At 66.0% G+C, this 19,363-nt stretch carries 16 protein-coding genes and 1 pseudogene; 7 read left to right on the top strand and 10 right to left on the bottom strand.

What is annotated here, in order from left to right; translation table 11 throughout:
• Positions 1-58: 58 nt before the first annotated feature.
• The 6 genes from ahcY to AC1DDA_RS21795 form a co-directional block, all read right to left on the bottom strand.
• Positions 59-1,453, bottom strand: a complete 1,395-nt coding sequence (gene ahcY, locus AC1DDA_RS21820) for an adenosylhomocysteinase (RefSeq protein WP_476797352.1) — start codon at positions 1,451-1,453, stop codon at positions 59-61.
• Between the two features lie 259 nt (positions 1,454-1,712).
• The gene (locus tag AC1DDA_RS21815) at positions 1,713-2,027 is read right to left on the bottom strand and encodes an HPr family phosphocarrier protein (protein ID WP_441509326.1); all 315 of its coding nucleotides are present in this window, start codon (positions 2,025-2,027) and stop codon (positions 1,713-1,715) included.
• 24 nt (positions 2,028-2,051) lie between these two features.
• Positions 2,052-2,453 carry a PTS sugar transporter subunit IIA gene (locus AC1DDA_RS21810; protein ID WP_149131162.1) on the bottom strand — a complete coding sequence of 134 codons (402 nt, stop codon included), beginning with the start codon at positions 2,451-2,453 and terminating at the stop codon, positions 2,052-2,054.
• A gap of 109 nt (positions 2,454-2,562) precedes the next feature.
• Positions 2,563-3,009: an HPr kinase/phosphorylase gene (locus tag AC1DDA_RS21805; protein WP_441509327.1), complete on the bottom strand. Its 447-nt coding sequence runs from the start codon at positions 3,007-3,009 to the stop codon at positions 2,563-2,565.
• A 13-nt stretch (positions 3,010-3,022) separates the two neighbouring features.
• Positions 3,023-4,822 carry a stimulus-sensing domain-containing protein gene (locus AC1DDA_RS21800; protein WP_441509328.1) on the bottom strand — a complete coding sequence of 600 codons (1,800 nt, stop codon included), beginning with the start codon at positions 4,820-4,822 and terminating at the stop codon, positions 3,023-3,025.
• Between the two features lie 69 nt (positions 4,823-4,891).
• Positions 4,892-5,593, bottom strand: a complete 702-nt coding sequence (locus AC1DDA_RS21795) for a response regulator transcription factor (RefSeq protein WP_441509329.1) — start codon at positions 5,591-5,593, stop codon at positions 4,892-4,894.
• A gap of 142 nt (positions 5,594-5,735) precedes the next feature.
• Between AC1DDA_RS21795 and AC1DDA_RS21790 the strand changes: the two genes are divergently transcribed.
• The 3 genes from AC1DDA_RS21790 to AC1DDA_RS21780 all read left to right on the top strand — a co-directional run bounded on the left by AC1DDA_RS21790 (position 5,736) and on the right by AC1DDA_RS21780 (position 9,410).
• A complete protein-coding gene (locus AC1DDA_RS21790) occupies positions 5,736-6,497 on the top strand; it encodes a HugZ family pyridoxamine 5'-phosphate oxidase (RefSeq protein WP_476797351.1) in 762 nt (253 codons plus the stop codon).
• Between the two features lie 255 nt (positions 6,498-6,752).
• Positions 6,753-8,363 (top strand): phosphoenolpyruvate carboxykinase, encoded by a 1,611-nt coding sequence (locus AC1DDA_RS21785; protein ID WP_476797350.1) that lies wholly within the window; start codon positions 6,753-6,755, stop codon positions 8,361-8,363.
• A gap of 36 nt (positions 8,364-8,399) precedes the next feature.
• Positions 8,400-9,410: an Lnb N-terminal periplasmic domain-containing protein gene (locus AC1DDA_RS21780; protein ID WP_476797349.1), complete on the top strand. Its 1,011-nt coding sequence runs from the start codon at positions 8,400-8,402 to the stop codon at positions 9,408-9,410.
• Positions 9,411-9,585: 175 nt separating this feature from the next.
• Here AC1DDA_RS21780 and AC1DDA_RS21775 read toward each other — a convergent pair whose 3' ends face one another.
• From AC1DDA_RS21775 to AC1DDA_RS21765, 3 genes are all read right to left on the bottom strand, one after another.
• On the bottom strand, positions 9,586-11,004 hold the full coding sequence (locus tag AC1DDA_RS21775; RefSeq protein ID WP_476797348.1) for a sodium:proton antiporter: 1,419 nt from the start codon (positions 11,002-11,004) through the stop codon (positions 9,586-9,588).
• A gap of 15 nt (positions 11,005-11,019) precedes the next feature.
• Entirely contained in the window at positions 11,020-12,690 is a 1,671-nt protein-coding gene (locus tag AC1DDA_RS21770; protein WP_441510091.1) for a TRAP transporter large permease, read from the bottom strand.
• Positions 12,691-12,848: 158 nt separating this feature from the next.
• Entirely contained in the window at positions 12,849-13,448 is a 600-nt protein-coding gene (locus AC1DDA_RS21765; protein WP_476797347.1) for a TRAP transporter small permease subunit, read from the bottom strand.
• A gap of 261 nt (positions 13,449-13,709) precedes the next feature.
• Here AC1DDA_RS21765 and AC1DDA_RS21760 point away from each other — a divergent pair, with 261 nt between their 5' ends.
• Positions 13,710-14,498 carry a class II glutamine amidotransferase gene (locus AC1DDA_RS21760; protein ID WP_476797346.1) on the top strand — a complete coding sequence of 263 codons (789 nt, stop codon included), beginning with the start codon at positions 13,710-13,712 and terminating at the stop codon, positions 14,496-14,498.
• 74 nt (positions 14,499-14,572) lie between these two features.
• On the opposite strand, the gene AC1DDA_RS21755 is transcribed toward AC1DDA_RS21760, so the two are convergent.
• Positions 14,573-14,854, bottom strand: coding sequence for a hypothetical protein (locus AC1DDA_RS21755; protein ID WP_476797345.1), 282 nt, complete (start codon positions 14,852-14,854; stop codon positions 14,573-14,575).
• A 255-nt stretch (positions 14,855-15,109) separates the two neighbouring features.
• On the opposite strand from AC1DDA_RS21755, the gene AC1DDA_RS21750 reads away from it, so the two are divergent.
• The 3 genes and pseudogenes from AC1DDA_RS21750 to efeU all read left to right on the top strand — a co-directional run.
• On the top strand, positions 15,110-16,765 hold the full coding sequence (locus AC1DDA_RS21750; protein WP_476797344.1) for an acetolactate synthase large subunit: 1,656 nt from the start codon (positions 15,110-15,112) through the stop codon (positions 16,763-16,765).
• Between the two features lie 178 nt (positions 16,766-16,943).
• Entirely contained in the window at positions 16,944-18,326 is a 1,383-nt protein-coding gene (locus AC1DDA_RS21745) for an aldehyde dehydrogenase family protein (RefSeq protein WP_476797343.1), read from the top strand.
• A gap of 242 nt (positions 18,327-18,568) precedes the next feature.
• Positions 18,569-19,354, top strand: a pseudogene (gene efeU, locus AC1DDA_RS21740) (iron uptake transporter permease EfeU); the annotation flags it as partial.
• Positions 19,355-19,363 lie beyond the last annotated feature (9 nt).

The raw sequence follows: 19,363 nt of genomic DNA, 5'->3' as shown, positions 1-19,363 counted from the left end.
GGGATAAAAAAAGGCCCGGCGGATGCCGGGCCTTCGAGAGCCTGTGCGTTGGTGCGCGTCAGTAGCGGTAGTGCTCCGGCTTGAACGGGCCGGCCTGCGACACGCCGATGTATTTCGCCTGGGCGTCGTTGAGCTTCGTCAGCTTGGCGCCGACCTTGGCGAGGTGGAGCGCCGCGACCTTCTCGTCGAGATGCTTCGGCAGGGTGTAGACCTTGTTCTCATACTTCGCGTGGTGGTTCCAAAGCTCGATCTGGGCAAGCGTCTGGTTCGAGAACGAGCAGGACATCACGAAGGACGGGTGGCCCGTGGCGTTGCCGAGGTTCACGAGGCGGCCTTCCGACAGCAGGATGATGCGCTTGCCGTCGGGGAACTCGATCTCGTCGACCTGCGGCTTGACGTTGTCCCACTTGAAGTTCTTCAGGCCGGCGACCTGGATCTCCGAGTCGAAGTGGCCGATGTTGCAGACGATGGCGCGGTGCTTCATCGCGCGCATGTGGTCGACGGTGATGACGTCGAGATTGCCGGTCGCGGTGCAGAAGATGTCGCCGCGCGGGGCCGCATCTTCCATGGTCACGACCTCGTAGCCTTCCATCGCCGCCTGCAGCGCGCAGATCGGATCGACCTCGGTGACGAGCACGCGGCAGCCGGCCTGGCGCAGCGAAGCCGCCGAGCCCTTGCCGACGTCGCCATAACCGGCGACGACCGCGACCTTGCCCGACATCATGACGTCGGTGCCGCGGCGGATGGCGTCGACCAGCGACTCGCGGCAGCCATAGAGGTTGTCGAACTTCGACTTGGTGACGCTGTCGTTGACGTTGATCGCCGGGAACGGCAGGCGGCTGGCCTTGGCGAGCTCATAGAGCCGGTGGACGCCGGTGGTGGTCTCCTCGGAGACGCCCTTGATCGCGGCGCGGGTCTTGGTGAACCAGCCCGGATTGGCTTTGAGCTGGCGCTTGATCAGCGCGAAGAAGATCGTCTCTTCCTCATTGCCGGGCTTGTCGAGGAACTCGGCCTTGCCGGCTTCCGCCTCGGCGCCGAGGATGATCAGCATGGTCAGGTCGCCGCCATCGTCGAGGATCATGTTCGGCGTGCCGCCATCGCCCCAGGTGGCGGTCTTCAGCACATACTCCCAGTACTCCTCGAGCGTCTCGCCCTTGATGGCGAAGACCGGCGTGCCGGTCGCGGCGATCGCGGCGGCGGCATGGTCCTGGGTCGAGAAGATATTGCAAGACGACCAGCGGACGTCGGCGCCGAGTTCCTTCAGCGTCTCGATCAGCACCGCGGTCTGGATGGTCATGTGCAGGCAGCCGGCGATGCGCGCATCCTTGAGCGGCGCCTTGCCCTTGTGCTCGCCGCGGATCGCCATCAGGCCCGGCATCTCGTCCTGGGCCATGTTGATTTCCTTGCGACCGTAATCCGCAAGCGCGATGTCCTTGACGATGTAATCCGACACGGGGAGCTCCAATCCTGGCACCTGAAACGTGCCGGCTCTCTAGCAGCGGCCGAGGCGGAAGGCAATCAAAGATATAAAGATGTCTTTATGTGTCGCCGGCTCGCTTGCCCTTGTGGCGAGCATCCACGTCCTGAACACCGCATTCGGCCGGCAAGGACGTGGATGGTGGGGACGAGCTCGACCATGACGGGGCGGCCTTGGGAGCCACCTTCGCTTTCGCTCCCAACGACGGGAATGCCGACCTCGCCCGGTCGCCGGGTTACTCGCCTTCGCCGAACCTGTCGGCGATCAGGGCAGCCAGCGCATCGAGCGCGGGCTTGGCCTCGGCGCCCTTGGCGACGATGGTGATCGTCGAGCCGATGCCGGCGCCGAGCGTGAGCACGCCCATGATCGAGGTGGCGCCGACAGTCTCGCCGCAGCGGCTCACCGTGATGTCGGCATCGTAGCGGGCGGCGCATTGCACGAATTTCGCGGTGGCGCGGGCGTGCAGCCCCTTCTTGTTGACGATCTCGAACTCGCCGTGGAGAGCGCCGTCGGGAACCTGGATTTCGGGGCAGTCACAATTCTCGTCCAAGCCGCCCTCCCCGGTCGCGCGCGCTTACTTGCCGGCCAACACGCGGCTGGCGACGGTGATGTACTTCCGGCCTGCATCCTGCGCGCTGGTCACGGCCTCGTCGAGGGTCTTCTCCTCGCGGACGCTGGCGAGCTTGATCAGCATCGGCAGGTTGATGCCGGCGACGACGTCGACGCGGCCGGGCTCCATGACCGAAATAGCCAGGTTGGAGGGGGTCCCGCCGAACATGTCGGTCAGGATGATGACGCCATCGCCGTTCTCGACCTGCTCGACGGCAGCGATGATGTCGCGGCGGCGGCTTTCCATGTCGTCATCGGGAGCGATGGCGATCGTCGCCAGGTATGCCTGGGGGCCGACGACATGTTCCAGGGCGGCGCGGAATTCCGTCGCCAGATGCCCATGAGTCACAAGGACCAGTCCGATCATTCAATCCAGCACCGGAGAGCGCACATCGGCGCCCGGACAAGGTCGCGGTTTATGCGGCAGGTGCGAGACAATCGCAAGGTGTCAGCCGTTAAACTTGTCAAAATCGTGGTTACAAATCCGACTCTGTGAATAAGTCGAGGGCGGTCAGGACCTGCCCTTCGTCGCCGGCGCGGCCGAAGATCCGCAGGCGCGGCAGGTCCAGGCCGGCAATGCGATCGACCAGTTCCTCGGGCTCAGGCATGCGGGCCGGCTCCTCGCCGATGAGGTCGACGAGCAGACGCACGACGGCGGCCCCGGTGAAGGGCTCGGGCGTGAGGCCGAGGCCGCGCCGTTCGATAATCCCTTCCAGCGGCGCGACCGGCCGCGCCAGCAGACGGCCGCCAGCCGCCGTCAAGGCGACGCGATCGTCGGCGACCAACCGCGCAAAGCGACCGGACCGCCCGGCGAGGCCGATGAGGGCCAGCGCGAGGGACGACTTGCCGCTGCCGGAGGCCCCGCGCAGGAGGATGCCTGCCTCGCCGATCGCGATCGCCGTGGCGTGGATGCGCTCGCCCATCTTCGCACTCGTCTCAGCCGGCATGTGAATAGGCAGCCGGCAGGCAGACGATGAAGCGGGCGCCGATCCGGCAGGCTTCGCCATCCGGCCCGACCGGACCCAGCCGGTTCTCCGCCCGGATCGAGCCGCGATGCGCCTCGACGATCTGGCGGGAGATCGAGAGGCCAAGGCCCGAATTCTGGCCGAAGCCCTCATTGGGGCGGTCTGTGTAGAAGCGCTCGAAGATCCGCTCCAGCGCATGCGGCTCGATGCCCGGCCCCTCGTCCTCGACGGTGACGAGCACGTCGTTGGCGATGCGCGAGAGCATGACGCGCACCGGCTTGTCCGGCGGCGAGAAGGAGCGGGCGTTGTCGATGAGGTTGACCATGACCTGGCCGAGCCGCGAATCGTGGCCGAGCACGAGGAAGGCATCATTGCCGGCGCGCTGGCTGCGACGGTCGGCCACCAGTTCGATCCTGGCCTGGCCCTCGCGGCGAGTCTCGTTCTGGATCGTCACCACGGCTTCCAGAACCCGTCCCATATCGACCGGCGCCGAATCGTTGCGTGCGAGTTCGGCATCGAGGCGCGAGGCGTCAGAGATGTCCGAAATCAGGCGATCGAGACGGCGCACATCGTGCTGGATCACCGCGAGCAGACGCGAGCGCGAATCGTCGGTCTTGGCGCGCGGCAAGGTCTCGACGGCGCTGCGCAGCGATGTCAGCGGGTTCTTGAGCTCATGCGCGACGTCCGCGGCGAAACTCTCGATCGCCTCGATGCGGCTGTAGAGAGCCTTGGTCATGTCGCGCAACGTGCCTGACAAATGGCCGATCTCGTCGTGCCGGCTGCTGAAATCCGGGATCTGCTCGCGCGATTTTACGCCCTTGCGCACGCGTTGCGCGGCATCGGCGAGCTTGCGGATCGGCTCGGCGATGGTGCCGGCGAGCAGGACCGAGAGCACGATCATCACGCCCGCCGCGATGGCGAAGACCTGGAAGATGGCGAAACGCTCGGCCGCGATGACGGCATCGATGTCGCCGCCCTGCGTCGAGAGCAGCAGCGCGCCCTTGACTGTGCGGAAGCGCTGCACCGGCACCGCGACGGAGACGATCGTCTGCCCACGGGTGTTCACGCGCACCACGCTCGCCGGCGAGCCGGCCAGTGCGCGGGCGACCTCAGGGTAGGATTTGCCGTTGGCGTTCTCGAAATCGTCATAGGCCGGCACGTCGGCCTTGCCGAGCCGGTTGCGCAGCATGTTCCAGGTGCGCTCCAGCAGCGGTGGCTCGTCGGGCTCGCCGACGCGCGGCAGGTCGAGGCGCAACACGTCGCCGCGCGAATAGAGGCTGCGCGAGTCGAGTGTGAGCAGGCCGTCCTTGTCGTAGACCCGCGCGCGGGTCTTGGTCGGCGTGACCAGCCGGCGCAGCAGCGGCGCCACCTTTTCCGGGTTGATCGAGAAGTCGAGCGGATCCTCGGCGATGCCGGCGCTCTCGCCCGCCTGGAGCTGCAGAAGCTTGTCGGGATCGATCGTGATCGTGTCGATCTCGACCGTGGCCGAAGAGGCGATCGCGCCGGCGATGATCTCGCCTTGTGTCAGCAGGCTCTGCACGCGGGCCTCGATCAGGCCCTCGCGGAACTGGTTGAGGTAGAGGAAGCCCAGCAACAGCGCCACAAGGCCGCCGAGGTTGAGGACGAGGATACGCCGCGTCAGGCTCGAGGCTGCGCGTGCCGAGATCGCGCGGCCCATCCGCCGCCAGACGAGGCCGACACGGCGGCGCAGCGCCCCGCGCCAGCCGGCGGCTGGCTTTGACGGCCGGGCCTGGTTGTCGACGGTTGCCATGGTTTGCGGCTGACTTCCCGCTCAGGAGACGATCGATGCGCCGGAGGCGGCGCGTCCCGCCTTCCTGCCTCAGACTTCCTTGAAACGATAGCCCACGCCGTAGAGCGTCTCGATCATATCGAACTCGGGATCGACCTGATTGAATTTCTTGCGCAGGCGCTTGATGTGGCTGTCGATCGTGCGGTCGTCGACATAGACCTCGTCGTCATAGGCGGCGTCCATCAATGCGTTGCGGCTTTTCACCACACCGGGACGCTGCGCCAGCGACTGCAGGATCAGGAACTCGGTGACGGTGAGCGTCACCGGCTCGCCCTTCCAGGTGCAGGTGTGGCGCTCGGGGTCCATGCGCAGCAAGCCGCGCTCCAGCGCCTTGGCGTCCTCGGCGCGGGCGACGGTGGTGGTGTCCTTGGCACCGGCGCGGCGCAGGATCGCCTTGACGCGCTCGACCAGCAGCCGCTGCGAGAACGGCTTCCGGATGAAGTCGTCGGCGCCCATCTTGAGGCCGAACAGCTCGTCGATCTCCTCGTCCTTCGAGGTCAGGAAGATGACCGGCAGATCGGATTTCTGGCGCAGGCGGCGCAGCAGCTCCATGCCGTCCATGCGCGGCATCTTGATATCGAAGATCGCGAGATCCGGCGGGTTCTGCTTCAACCCGTCGAGAGCCGAGGCACCGTCCGTATAGGTCATGATGCGATAGCCCTCTGCTTCGAGAGCGATGGAAACCGACGTCAGGATGTTGCGGTCGTCATCGACCAGCGCAATCGTTGGCATAAGGCTTTCGTCTCTTGGTCTCGTTGCAATAAACGGGTTCCCCTCTCGCGGGAGAGAGGCCAAAGCGTGGCGGCAATCTAGCCGGGACGTGGCGGTTTGCCTATGTCCCCGTATCACAAGCCTGAAATCGGAGAGAGGTTCCATGGCCAAGAACCCCAAAGACGTCATCCAGCCGATGGACGACGCCGTACGCGCGGAGGCCAAGGGATTGCTGCGCGGCGCCCGCTCGGCGGCTCTCGCCACGCTCCGGCCCGACGGCCACCCATCGGCCAGCCTGGTCGGGCTCGCCACCGACATCGACGGCACGCCGATCATCCTGGTCTCGGCTCTGGCCGCCCATACGGCGAACCTTATCGCCGATCCCCGCGCTTCCCTTTTGATCTCGCCCGGCGGCAAGGGCGATCCGCTCGCCCATGCGCGCATCACGCTCAAGGTCCGGGCCCGCAAGATCGAGCGCGAGAGCGAGGAAGGCCTGCGCATCCGCCGCCGCTATCTGGCACGCCAGCCGAAATCCGCGCTCTATGCCGATTTCCCCGATTTCAGCTTTTTCGCGCTGATGGTCGAGGGGGCCAGCCTCAATGGCGGCTTCGCCCGCGCCTTCGCGCCGACGCCGGCCGATCTGATGAGCGATCCCGCCCATGCCGCTGCGCTCGCCGATGTCGAGGAAGGGGCTGTGGAGCATATGAATGCCGACCACGCCGAGGCGATCGGGCTCTATGCGACCCGGCTTCTCGCTGCCAGGCCTGGGGGCTGGCGGGCGATCGGTCTCGACCCCGACGGGCTCGACATGACGCTCGGCAGCGCCGCGTTGCGCCTGCCCTTCCCTGCTTCCGTAGACGGTCCTGCGGCCCTGCGCCGGACCCTCGCCGAGCTCGCCGGAAAGGCGCGTGCGCAGGCCGCCTGACGCAGCCGGAAGACCAGATCGGCCGGCCTGGCTCGGGGGGCACCGCCTACCGATTCATCACGCCGGCATTTCAATCGATTTAGCGAATTCTGGCAGGAGACCGGGCTTTTCCAATGCTTGAGCCCGGGCGATCATGGCCGTAAAGACCGGGCGTGGCCCAGTGCCTTGCCTAGACGCCCGGACCGTCGACCGGCCCGTGCGGATGTGTTTCGACAACAGGTTGCCCTGACAGGGACCGGCCTCCGGAGGAATTCAGTGGACAATATCGGTCAGTTCAACGCCGCCCATGGTGCCGAGGCCTTCGGCTTCCGCAAGCTCAAGGCCGTGCGCTGGAACCTGGAAGCGCCGCAGCTCTATGAAGAGTCGCTGCGCCGTGGCGAATCCCAGCTGGCGCGTGGTGGCGCGCTCTGCGCCGATACGGGCACCCACACCGGCCGCTCGCCCAAGGACAAGTTCACGGTGCGCGACGCGTTGACCGAGAATACGGTCTGGTGGGACAACAACCAGGCGATGTCGCCTGAGCATTTCGAGACGCTGCTCGGCGACTTCCTGGCCCATACCGAAGGCAAGGAGCTCTTCGCGCAGGATCTCTATGGCGGCGCCGACCCGGTTCACCGCGTCCGCGCCCGCGTCTACACCGAGATGGCCTGGCACTCGCTGTTCATCCGCAACCTGCTGATCCGCCCGCCGCGCGACGAGATCGACGGCTATGCGCCGGAGATGACGATCGTCGACCTGCCGAGTTTCAAGGCCGATCCCAAGCGCCATGGCTGCCGCAGCGAGACCGTCGTCGCCATCGACTTCACCCGCAAGATCGTGCTGATCGGCGGCTCGGCCTATGCCGGCGAGATGAAGAAATCGGTCTTCACCTATCTGAACTACGTTCTGCCGACCAAGGGCGTCGTGCCGATGCACTGCTCGGCCAATGTCGGCGCGAAGGACGATTCCGCGATCTTCTTCGGCCTCTCCGGCACCGGCAAGACGACCCTCTCGGCCGATCCCGACCGCACCCTGATCGGCGACGACGAGCATGGCTGGTCGAAGGAAGGCATCTTCAACTTCGAGGGCGGCTGCTACGCCAAGACGATCCGCCTCTCGGCCGAGGCCGAGCCGATGATCCACGCGGCATCGCTGCGCTTCGGCACCGTTCTCGAGAACATCGTCATGGACCCGCTGACGCGCGAGGTCGATTTCGACGACCAGTCGAAGACCGAGAACACCCGCTCGGCCTATCCGCTCGACTTCATCCCCAACGCCTCGCGCATCGGCCGCGCCGGCATCCCGAAGAACATCGTCATGCTGACGGCGGACGCCTTCGGCGTGATGCCGCCGATCGCCAAGCTGACCCCGGCAGAGGCGATGTACCACTTCCTTTCCGGCTACACCGCCAAGGTCGCCGGCACGGAGCGCGGCCTCACCGGCGTCGAGCCGGAATTCTCGACCTGCTTCGGCTCGCCCTTCCTGCCGCGCCACCCGTCGGAATACGCCAATCTGCTGCGCGACTTCATCGCCAAGCACCATGTCGATTGCTGGCTGGTGAACACCGGCTGGACCGGCGGCAAATACGGCACCGGCCGGCGCATGCCGATCCGCGTCACCCGCCGCCTGCTCTCGGCAGCGCTCGACGGTTCGCTCAACCGCGCCGATTTCCGCCGCGACCCCTATTTCGGCTTCGCGGTGCCGAGCTCGGTGCCCGGCGTCGAGCCGCACATCCTCTATCCGGTGAAGACCTGGGCCGACAAAGCCGCCTTCGCCGAGACAGCGAATGATCTCGTCGGCATGTTCGCCAAGAACTTCGCCAAGTTCGAGGCCCATGTCGACGACGCCGTGAAGGCGGCCGCCCCGACGAACTCGCTCGCGGCCTGACGCCAAGCCATCCGGCATGTGTTACGAGAGGCGGCCATGGGCCGCCTCTTTTCGATTGTGCTGAAGCTTCTCCTGACCCTCGTCATTCTCGGTGCCGCAACCTGGGGCACGGGCTTCCTGCTGTTCCGGCTCACGGGCGCGATCGCGATCGTCGGCGCGATCGGCTTCGGCATCGCCGCATTGGCCGGCCTCATAGGCACCTGGACGAGCGATACGCGCCTGCCGCTCGGCTTTGCCATGGTCTTCGTCGGCCTGCTTTCCTGGTGGAGCAGCTTCCAGCCCTCGCATGATCGCGACTGGATTCCCGAGCTCGCCCGTCTTCCGACGATCGCACGCGAGGGCGACGTGCTGACCGTCTCCAACCTGCGCCATTTCCGCTGGCGCACGGAGGAGGACTACGACCAGCGTTGGGAAACGCGCCACTACAACCTCGCTGCGATCAGCGGCGCCGACATCTTCCTCTCCTATTGGTCGGGCGAGGCGATCGCGCATCTCCTGGTCAGCTTCACCTTCTCGGATTCCGTGCCGCTGACCTTCTCGATCGAGGTCCGGCGCGAGAAGGGCGAGGAATGGTCGGCCCTGGCCGGCTTCTTCCGCAGCTACGAGATGGCCTATGTCGCCGCGGACGAGCGCGACATCGTGGGTCTGCGCACCCATGCGCGGCATGAGGATGCCAGGCTCTTCCGCCTCAGCGCCTCCGCCAGGCAGGCTCGCGACCTGCTGCTCGCCTATATCGCCGACATCAACGACCTTGCCGCCAGGCCGCGCTGGTACAACACGCTGACGACCAATTGCACGACCGTGGTCTACCACCTCGTCGGCAGCGTCGCGCCCGGCTGGAAGTTCTCGCTGCCGCTCGACCCCCGTGTGCTGCTCTCCGGCTATCTGCCGGGCTACCTGCAGCAGATCGGCGCGATCCGGCAGGATATCCCGCTGGCCGAACTGGTCCGGCTCGCCCGCATCGGCGACCACGCTCGCACGCTCTCGCTCGACGACCCGGATTTCTCCGCGAAGATCAGGGAAGGCGTTCCGACGGGGCGGCCGTGAGGCACCGTGCCGTCATGGCCGGGCACGGGGCCGCGGGCCGGCCTAGCCCCCCGCCCCGAAGCTCTCAGCGTCATGCTCGCCCGTGTGGCGAGCATCCACGTCCTGAACGCCGCTCTGTATCGACGAAGACGGGGATGATCGGCACGAGGCCGACCTGACGGATCGGCTCGGCGCCCTACCTGAAGAACAGGAAGGTCAGCACCACGAAGAGCGGGATGAGGATTGCGCCCGACCAGAGCATGTAGCCGAAGAAGCTGGGCATCGCGACCTTGCGGTCCTTGGCGATGGCATAGACCATGAAGTTCGGTGCGTTGCCGATATAGCTGTTCGCCCCCATGAACACCGCGCCCGCCGAGATCGCCGCCAGCGTCGACGCGCCGTTCGTCATCAGTGCCCTGGGGTCACCGCCGGCGAGCTCGAAGAAGACGAGATAGGTCGGCGCGTTGTCGAGGAAGGAGGAGAGCGCGCCGGTCAGCCAGAAATAGGCGGTCGTATTGGCGCCGCCATCGGCATTCGTCACCAGCGCGACCAGCGGCGCGAAGGCGCCTTCCCGCCCCGCCTGCAGCATCGCCAGAACCGGGATGATGCAGATGAATATGCCGGCGAAGAGCTTGGCGACCTCCTTGATCGGCCCCCAGGAGAACTCGTTGCCGGCGCGGACGGGGCCAGGCGTGAGCTTGAGCGAGAGACCGGCGAGGGCGAGCAGAATGAAGTCGCGCAGCAGGTTCTGTCCTTCGACGGCGACACCGTGCACGGTGAAGGCGGTGCCCGGCTTCCAGTTCGCCGACATCAGGATCGCGGCGATGACGCCGGCCAGCAGCGGGATGTTGACCTTGCCCCAGAGCTTGATGGCGCGATCCGGCGTCGGGTCCTTGAGCGTCGGATAGCCCTTCTCCTTGCGGAAGAGGACGCTGTCGAGTGCGTAGAACAGCGCCAACAGGACGATCACTGCGAAGGCGGTCTCCGGCAGCAGATGCGTCGTGGTCCAGAAGAAGTCGACGCCGCGCAGGAAGCCGAGGAAGAGCGGGGGGTCGCCGAGCGGCGTCAGCGATCCCCCGATATTCGAGACCAGGAAGATGAAGAAGACGACGACATGGACGTTAGAGCGCCGGTCGTCATTCGCCCGCAGGACCGGGCGGATCATGATGATCGAAGCGCCGGTCGTGCCGACGAAGCTCGCGAGCACGGTGCCGATCGCCAGCAGGGTGGTGTTAGTCAGCGGCGTTCCGCGCAGGTTGCCGCTGATCAGGATGCCGCCGGCGATGGTGAAGAGCGCAAAGAGCAGGATGATGAAAGGGATGTAGTCGAGCAGCGCCGTGTGGAGCAGCGCACCGAGCGCCGGGTCGAGCCCTCTGAGAAGCACCAGCGGGACGAGCATGAGGGCGGCCCAGAAGGCGGCGAACTTGCCGTAGTGACGCTCCCAGAGATGCGGGAACACCACCGGGCCAAGCGCGATCGAGAGCAGCATGCCGGCGAAGGGCAAAGCCCAGCCGGCCCCCATCGTCGCCCCGCCGATATCGCCGGCGGCAAGCGCCGGCCCCCCGGCCAGAACGGCCGGCACCGCCGCGATCAAGGCTCCCCCGCGCCGCGTCATCTCAGAGACCGGCCGTCAAGGCTTCGGCGCCTCGATCACCGGCGGCGCATTCAAATCGAAGCCGCCGGGCAGGCCCGGTCCGCCGAGGCCGGGGATCTGGATCGAATCGAACTGCTTGTCGATCGCCTTCTGGTCGAGCTGCACGGCCGATGCCTTGTAGTGCATCACCATTTGCGGGAAGAGCAGGACGAGCGCGACCATGATGCACTGGATCACCACGAAGGGCACCGCGCCCCAATAGATCTGGCCGGTGGTGACGGGCGCCATCATCTTGCCGGTGACGCGATCCTTGTAGGGGTTCTTCGGCGCGACCGAGCGCAGGAAGAACAGCGCGAAGCCAAAGGGCGGGTGCATGAACGACGTCTGCATGTTCACGCCGAGGATGACGCCGAACCAGATCAGATCGATCCCGAGCTTGTCCGCCGCCGGTCCGAGCAACGGCACGATGATGAAGGCCAGCTCGAAGAAGTCGAGGAAGAAGGCGAGCAGGAAGACCATCACGTTGACGACGATCAGGAAGCCCGTCGCGCCACCCGGCAGGCCGACGAGGAGATGCTCGACCCAGAGATGGCCGTTGACGCCGTAGAAAGTCAGCGAGAAGACGCGCGCGCCAACCAGAATGAAGAGCACGAAGGCCGAGAGCTTGGCGGTCGATTCCGTCGCCTGCCGGAGCAGCTCGAAGGTCATCCGCTTCTTGCCCCAGGCGAGCAGGATCGCGCCGGCAGCGCCCATCGCGCCACCTTCCGTCGGCGTGGCGACGCCGATGAAGATCGTACCGAGCACCAGGAAGATCAGCGCCAGCGGCGGCACCATCACGAAGATGACCTGCTCGGTCATCCGCGACAGCAGGTTGAGCTTCAGGAACTTGTTGATCAGCGCGATGACGAAGGAGACCGCCACCATCAGCGACATGGTGAGCACGACAAAGTCCGAGCCTGCCGTCACCTTCGTGAACAGCTTCATGTAGGCATAGGACAGGGCGAAGGCGATGAGCGTCACGACCAGCAGCGAGAAGCGCCGCGTCTTGCCGTCGGCATCGCGCAGCGTCTGCGCCTCCGGCGGCAGTCCCGGCGCACGTTGCGGGTAGACGATGGTGACGAGGAAGACGTAGCCGGCATAGAGGCTCGCCAGGACGAGGCCGGGGATGAAGGCGCCTTCATACATATCGCCGACCGAGCGGCCGAGCTGGTCGGCGAGCACGATCAGGACGAGCGAGGGCGGGATGATCTGAGCCAGCGTTCCGGATGCAGCGATGACGCCCGATGCGAGGCGCCTGTCATAACCGTAGCGCAGCATGATCGGCAGCGAGATCAGGCCCATCGAGATCACGGAAGCGGCGACGACACCGGTGGTTGCCGCCAGCAGCGCGCCGACGAAGATTACCGCATAGGCGAGGCCGCCGCGGACGGGGCCGAAGAGCTGGCCGATGGTGTCGAGCAGGTCCTCCGCCATGCCGGAACGCTCGAGGACCAAGCCCATGAAGGTGAAGAACGGGATCGCCAGCAGCACGTCGTTGTTCATCGTGCCGTAGATGCGTTCCGGCAGGGCCTGGAGGAAATTCTCCTGGAACATGCCGAGATCGATGCCGATCAGCGCGAAGAGCAGGCCGTTGGCGGCAAGCGCGAAGGCGACGGGGTAGCCGAGCAGCAGGAAGACGACGAGCGTCGCGAACATCACCGGCGCCATGTTGACGCGCAGGAAATCGCCGACGCCGCCGCCCGCCGCGAAGGCGTCGCCAGTGTGGAGGCCGAAGAAGGCGATGACGGTGAGCGCGAGCAGCAGGCCGGCGACGCGCGGGAGGCGATGTGCGTGCATGGGATCGTTCCGGACTTCTTGCGGGCCGCTCACGAAGCGAGGCCCTGTTCCTTGGCTTGATCGAGCAGGCGCTGGGCTTCCGCCTCGGCCGCGGCCGCATGGCCGGCGGCGGCCTCATGATCCTCAAGGTCGCCGCGCATGATCGCGATCTGCTTGATGATCTCGGAGACGCCCTGGAAGCTCAGCATCACGAAGCCGACGACGACGAGGCCCTTGGCGGGCCATTGCGGCAGGCCGCCAGCCGAGAGCGACTGCTCGTTGATGGCATAGGAACGCAGGAAGAACGGCCAGGAGTGGTAGACGATCAGCAGGCAGAACGGCATCAGGAAGAAGATATGGCCGAACAGCTCGATCCACTGGCGCACGCGCTTCGGCAGCATGCTGTTCACGATGTCGATGCGGATATGCTCCTTCACCTGCATCGTCCATGACGCGCACATCAGGAAGACCGCGCCGAACAGCATCCATTGCAGTTCGAGCCAGGCATTCGACGAGACGTTGAAGATCTTGCGGACGATCGCGTTGACCGTCGCGACAATCACCGCCGCGAGGATCAGCCAGGCGACCTTCCTGCCGATGAAGCCGTTGACCGCGTCGATGACACGGCTGATGGCGAGGAGACCCTTCACATTCCCGCTCCCGTGAGGGCGCAATTCTGCGCCGTTTCCGCCCCTTTGTCGGCAGGATCGGTATAGGAGGGATGCGCACCACGCAAGACTGTGTCGTTCTTATCCATTGGACCAAAGGACGACGCCCCGGCCTGCACATTTTTGCGCCAACGGCTGTGCCGGTCCGCCACAGAAACGGCGGAGATGATTTATTATGTTCGCGTTCACCTTTGGGGAACAATATTCTCCATCACCGCTTCAACCGGCTGATTCGAGGCCGCGATGTGTCGTTTCCTCGCCTATTCAGGCGCACCCGTCTTTCTCGAGGATTTCGTCGCCTCGCCCTGCCATTCGCTGATCCATCAGTCGCTCCATGCCGAGGAGGCCAAGACCGGCACGAATGGCGACGGCTTCGGCGTCGGCTGGTATGGCGAGCGGGCCGAGCCGGGGCAGTATCGCGAGGTTCGCCCCGCCTGGTCCGACGAGAACCTGCTCTCGATCGCGCGGCAGGTGCGCTCCCATCTCTTCTTCGCCCATGTCCGGGCCGCGACCGGCACCGCGACGACGCGGGCCAACTGCCACCCCTTCGTTCATGGCCGCTATCTCTTCATGCATAACGGCCAGATCGGCGGCTACGGCCTGATCCGCAGGCAACTCGAGGCGCTGATCCCGGACGCGCTCTACGGCGCCCGCGCCGGCACCACCGATTCCGAGGCCCTCTTCCTGCTCGCCCTCTCCCATCTCGCCGAGGGAATGGCACCGGGCGAAGCGCTTGCCGCCGCCCTCTCCGACACACTCTCCCTGATGGAACGGACGGGCGTCCGCGAGCCGCTGCGCTGCGCGGCCGCGCTCGCCGACGGAGAAACGATCCACGCGATCCGCTGGTCCTCCGACACGAGGCCGCCGAGCCTTTATGTCTGCCCGCGGCCAGATAGTGTCGTCGTCGCCTCAGAGCCCGTCGACGCCGCCCGCGAATGCTGGCAGGCCCTGCCCTGCAATACGCTGGCCAGGGTCGAGGGTGGCAAGGTCACGCTTGCGCCCTTCCTGGTCGGGCTGCGGCAGGCGGCTTGAACCGGCAGCAGCACCGAGAGGCAGTTGGAAAGGGGCCGCTATGCACGGCCCCTCTCCCAAAGCGGTGCCGGGCCTCAGTTGTGGTGGGGCAGCACGCCATTGCCGCCCGACTGGTCTGATTGATTGGACTGGTCGGACCGGGCATTGAAGTGATTGTGATAGGCCAGATACTGCGCCTGTTCCGCCGCGGCCCGCTGGCTCTCGCTCTGTTCGTGCACGATGCTCTCCGCACCGAGTTCGGCGGCATAAGCGGCCGACCCGGCCCCCGAGAGAATCACCACGGCGGCGACGGCAACGATCTTGCGTGAAAGCATGACGGCCTCCTGCACCTTGTCCTTGTCACCCGTCAAGCTCAAGTAACCATCCCGCAGTGGCTGCCAATACTCCTCGTTGACTGCTTTCACTCACTTTCACGTGTATCGCCCGAAACTCGCCGAGTACATGCGCTACCCGCTTGAACCAGCCGCCGCCGGCGGGCGTGAACGGCGAATACGCCCTGGAATGCGCGGCTGCCATGCGCCGCGCGCGCTGACGCATCCCCTGTTGCCTTCCTACGTCGAGCGCCTAGCTTGGCCGTTCAGGCAAGGCCGCTTCCACGAAAGGCACGGGCGATGAAGAAGGGTTCGGATCTTCTGGTCGAGGCGCTGGAGAATGAAGGCGTCGATCGCGTCTTCGGCGTTCCGGGCGAAGAAAACCTCGATGTCGTCGAGTCCCTGCGCAAATCGAAAATCGAGCTGGTGCTGACGCGCCACGAACAGGCCGCCGCCTTCATGGCCGCGACGCATGGGCGGCTGACCGGCCGCCCCGGCGTCTGCATCGCGACGCTCGGCCCGGGCGCGCTCAACTTCTCGACCGGCGCGGCCTACGCCCATCTCGGCGCCATGCCGATGATCCTGATCACCGGGCAGAAGGCGATCATGACCGCCAAGCAGGCGCGCTTCCAGATCGTCGACGTCGTCGCCTCGATGCGGCCGCTCACCAAGATGACGCGCCAGATCGTCAGCCCGGCCAGCATCCCCTCCGTGGTGCGCGATGCCTTCCGCGTCGCGATGGAGGAGCGGCCGGGCCCGGTCCATCTCGAGCTGCCCGAGGACGTCGCCGCCGAGGAGATCGAGGATACCGCGCTGATCCCGGTGCATCCGCTGGATCGGCCGATCGCTCCGGACGCGCCTTTGGACCGCGCAGCCGAGATGATCCTTGCCGCTAAACGGCCGCTGGTGATGATCGGCGCCGCCGGCAACCGGCCGCGACTGGTCGAACCGCTTTCCGCCTTCGTGCGCCGCACCGGCCTGCCCTTCTTCAACACGCAGATGGGCAAGGGCGCCGTCACCGGCGGCTCGAACCTCTATATCGGCACGGCCGCGCTGTCGGAGGGCGATTATGTCCATGAGGCGGTGGCGCTGGCCGATCTCATCATCGCCGTCGGCCACGACACCATCGAGAAGCCACCCTTCCTGATGCGCAATGCGGGCGGGCCGAAGGTGATCCATATCGGCTACCAGTCGGCCAATGTCGAACAGGTCTATCACCCCGATGCGGAGGTGATCGGCGATATCGGCGCGACGGTAACGGGGCTCGCAGACCGGCTCGAAGGCAAATTGCCCGAGCAGAAGCAGATGCTGGAGCTGCGCCAGAAGATCCTGACGAAGATCAATGCCCGCGCCGAGGAGGATCGCTTCCCGGTGACGCCGCAGCGGCTCGTCCATGACGTGCGCGCGGTGATGCCGGAGGATGGCGTCGTCTGCCTCGACAACGGCATGTACAAGATCTGGTTCGCGCGGAACTACCGCACCCATGTCGCCAACACGCTGCTGCTCGACAATGCGCTGGCGACGATGGGCGCCGGCCTGCCCTCGGCGATGATGGCGGCGATGCTCCATCCCGAGCGGCGCGTCATGGCCGTCTGCGGCGATGGCGGCTTCATGATGAACTCGCAGGAGATGGAGACCGCCGTCAGGCTCGGCCTCAACCTCGTCGTGCTCGTGCTCAACGACGGCGCCTACGGCATGATCCGCTGGAAGCAGGCCGTCGACAAGTTCCCCGATTACGGCATGACCTTCGGCAACCCCGATTTCGTGCGTTATGCCGAGTCCTATGGCGCGAAGGGCTCGCGCGTGACCTCGGCAGAGGCGTTGGTGCCGACGCTGGAGGCCGCCTTCAAGGGCGGAGGCGTCCATCTCGTCGACTGCCCGATCGACTATTCCGAGAACACCCGCGTCCTGGTCGAGGAACTGCGCAACAAGGTCCCGGACGTCGATCTGGCTTAGCAGTCGCCATCACCGAAGCCCTCATCCTGAGGAGCAAGCGGAGCTTGCGTCTCGAAGGATGGTCCAGATGCTTCCGGAGCCTCCTGAAACATCCTTCGAGACGCCATTCACTAGGGAATGGCTCCTCAGGATGGGGGCTCCGGAGCGTGACGATCAACGTTCTAAAGGAGAGACGACCATGCTCAGGGTTGTTCAAGCCTATGACCGCGCCACGATCACGGAGATCGAGACCGACGACGAGGCCGCGCTCGAACGCAAGCTTCAGGCGGCCCAAGAGGTCTTCCGGGACCGTGACAATTGGCTGAAGCCGCATCAGCGCATCGCGATCCTGCGCAAGCTCGCCGGCCTCCTCGAAGCGAAGCGCGACCATTTCGCCATGCAGATCGCCCGCGAAGGCGGCAAGCCCCTGCCTGACGCGATCGTCGAGGCGAACCGGGCCGTCGACGGCGTCCATAATGCCGCCGACGAGCTGCGCAATTTCGCCGGGCGCGAGATCCCGATGGGGCTCTCGGCCGCCGCCGCCGATCGCTGGGCTTTCACGACCAAGGAGCCGATCGGCATCGTCGCCGCGATCTCGGCCTTCAACCACCCGCTCAACCTGATCGTCCATCAGGTAGCGCCGGCCATCGCTGTCGGCTGCCCGGTCATCGTCAAGCCGGCCGGCACGACGCCGCTCTCCTGCATCGACTTCGTCAAGCTGGTGCATGAGGCCGGATTGCCGGAGGCGTGGTGCCAGACCTTCGTGCCCACCGAGACGGCGCTGGCCGAGAAGCTCGCGACCGATCCGCGCGTTGCCTTCCTGAGTTTCATCGGCTCGGCCAAGGTCGGCTGGTATCTGCACTCCAAGCTCGCCCATGGCGCCCGCTCGGCGCTGGAGCATGGCGGCGTCGCGCCGGCGATCGTCGACAAGAGCGCCGATCTCGACGCGATTATCGAGCCGCTCGTGAAGGGCGGCTACTATCATGCCGGCCAGGTCTGCGTGTCGACGCAGCGCATCTATGTCCATGACACGATCGTCAACGACTTCACCGAACGGCTCGTCGCGCGGGTGAAGAAGCTGCGCACCGGCGATCCGACGCTGGGGGATACCGAGGTCGGCCCGCTGATCATCCCCAAGGAGGCCGACCGCGTGGCGTCCTGGATCGACGAAGCGGTGAAGGGTGGCGCCAAGCTCGCGACCGGCGGCAAGCGCCTGTCGGAGACGACGCTGGAGCCCGCGGTGCTGATCGACCCGGCGCCGGAGGCCCGCATCTCGAGCGAGGAGGTGTTCGGCCCGGTCGTCGCGATCTACCGCTACGGCAAGCTCGACGACGCCATCGCGCGGGCGAACTCTCTGCCCGTTTCCTTCCAGGCCAGCATTTTCGCGCAGGACATCGACGTGGCCATGAGGGCCGCGAACCGGCTCGAGGCCTCGGCGGTGATGGTGAACGACCCCACGACCTTCCGCACCGACTGGATGCCCTTCGCCGGCCGGCGCGTCTCGGGCTACGGCACCGGCGGCATCCCCTACACCATGCGCGACATGACGCAGGAGAAGATGATCCTCCTGAAGCGGCGCTGAACACGCGGCGCGGCGGAGCGTGACGCTTCGCCGCGCCCTGCCAGCCGGCAGAATCCAGAGTGCCCCCACAAGACAAAACTCGGCAACGACTGCGCTTTCAGCAAGTATCCGACGCAACATCATCAGTTTACGACGATTCTAAACTGATAATATTTGATTGACCCTTGCCGCTCGGGTGCCTAGGCACTGGCTACATGCGCCGCGAATAGCTGATCGCGACGCGCAACCGGGCCAAGCTCGTCGTGATCGTTCCGTTTCTCATCATGCTCCGCGAAGGCATCGAGGCCGCGCTGATCGTCGGCATCGTCGCGAGCTATCTGGTCCGGACCGGCCGGCGCGAGTGGCTGCCCGCGCTCTGGCTCGGGGTCGGACTCGCCTGCGCGGTGAGCCTCGCCGCCGGTGCGGCGCTCGACATCATTCTGGGTGAACTGCCGCAGCGCGGGCAGGAATTGTTCGAGGCCGCGATCGGCCTGATCGCCGCGGCGATGTTGACCTCGATGGTGTTCTGGATGCGCAAGGCGGCGCGCTCGATCAAGGGCGAGCTGCAGGCTGGCGTCGACGCCGCGCTAGCCGGCGGGCATCAAGGTCTCGCCCTGATCGGCCTCGCCTTTCTCGCGGTGGTGCGCGAGGGGTTGGAGTCCGTCTTCTTCCTGCTCGCGATCTTCCAGCAGAACGGCGGTTGGGCTCCAGCACTCGGCGCCACTCTGGGCATCCTGCTTGCGGCGGCAGCCGGTTACGCAATCTATGCGCTGGGCGTGAAGCTCAACCTGCGCATCTTCTTCCGCTGGACCGGCATCCTGATCCAGTTCGTCGCCGCCGGGCTCGTGGCCAATGCCGTGCGCTCCCTGCACGAAGCGGGACTCTGGAACCATCTCCAGCAGAATGTCTACGACCTCGGCGCAACCCTACCGGCGGATGGCCCGCTCGGCGCCGTCCTGTCTGGTTTCTTGGGCTATCAGGAGCGGGCGACGCTCGGCGAAGTCATCGCCTATCTGGGCTTCCTGCTCCCGACGCTTGCCCTGTTTCTCTTTGCCGGG

Source organism: Allobosea sp. 10N428 (genome assembly GCF_056394545.1).
This window is presented reverse-complemented; position numbering and strand designations above follow the sequence as displayed.

Excerpts from the sequence above, each read along its gene's own strand:
- AC1DDA_RS21770 (WP_441510091.1), bottom strand. The coding sequence starts at position 12,690 with ATGGCGCCGGTGATGTTCGCGACGCTCGTCGTCTTCCTGCTGCTCGGC.
- AC1DDA_RS21745 (WP_476797343.1), top strand. The coding sequence starts at position 16,944 with ATGCTCAGGGTTGTTCAAGCCTATGACCGCGCCACGATCACGGAGATC.
- AC1DDA_RS21780 (WP_476797349.1), top strand. The coding sequence starts at position 8,400 with ATGGGCCGCCTCTTTTCGATTGTGCTGAAGCTTCTCCTGACCCTCGTC.
- AC1DDA_RS21760 (WP_476797346.1), top strand. The coding sequence starts at position 13,710 with ATGTGTCGTTTCCTCGCCTATTCAGGCGCACCCGTCTTTCTCGAGGAT.
- AC1DDA_RS21800 (WP_441509328.1), bottom strand. The coding sequence starts at position 4,822 with ATGGCAACCGTCGACAACCAGGCCCGGCCGTCAAAGCCAGCCGCCGGC.
- AC1DDA_RS21795 (WP_441509329.1), bottom strand. The coding sequence starts at position 5,593 with ATGCCAACGATTGCGCTGGTCGATGACGACCGCAACATCCTGACGTCG.
- AC1DDA_RS21805 (WP_441509327.1), bottom strand. The coding sequence starts at position 3,009 with ATGGGCGAGCGCATCCACGCCACGGCGATCGCGATCGGCGAGGCAGGC.
- AC1DDA_RS21790 (WP_476797351.1), top strand. The coding sequence starts at position 5,736 with ATGGCCAAGAACCCCAAAGACGTCATCCAGCCGATGGACGACGCCGTA.
- AC1DDA_RS21750 (WP_476797344.1), top strand. The coding sequence starts at position 15,110 with ATGAAGAAGGGTTCGGATCTTCTGGTCGAGGCGCTGGAGAATGAAGGC.
- AC1DDA_RS21810 (WP_149131162.1), bottom strand. The coding sequence starts at position 2,453 with ATGATCGGACTGGTCCTTGTGACTCATGGGCATCTGGCGACGGAATTC.
- AC1DDA_RS21775 (WP_476797348.1), bottom strand. The coding sequence starts at position 11,004 with ATGACGCGGCGCGGGGGAGCCTTGATCGCGGCGGTGCCGGCCGTTCTG.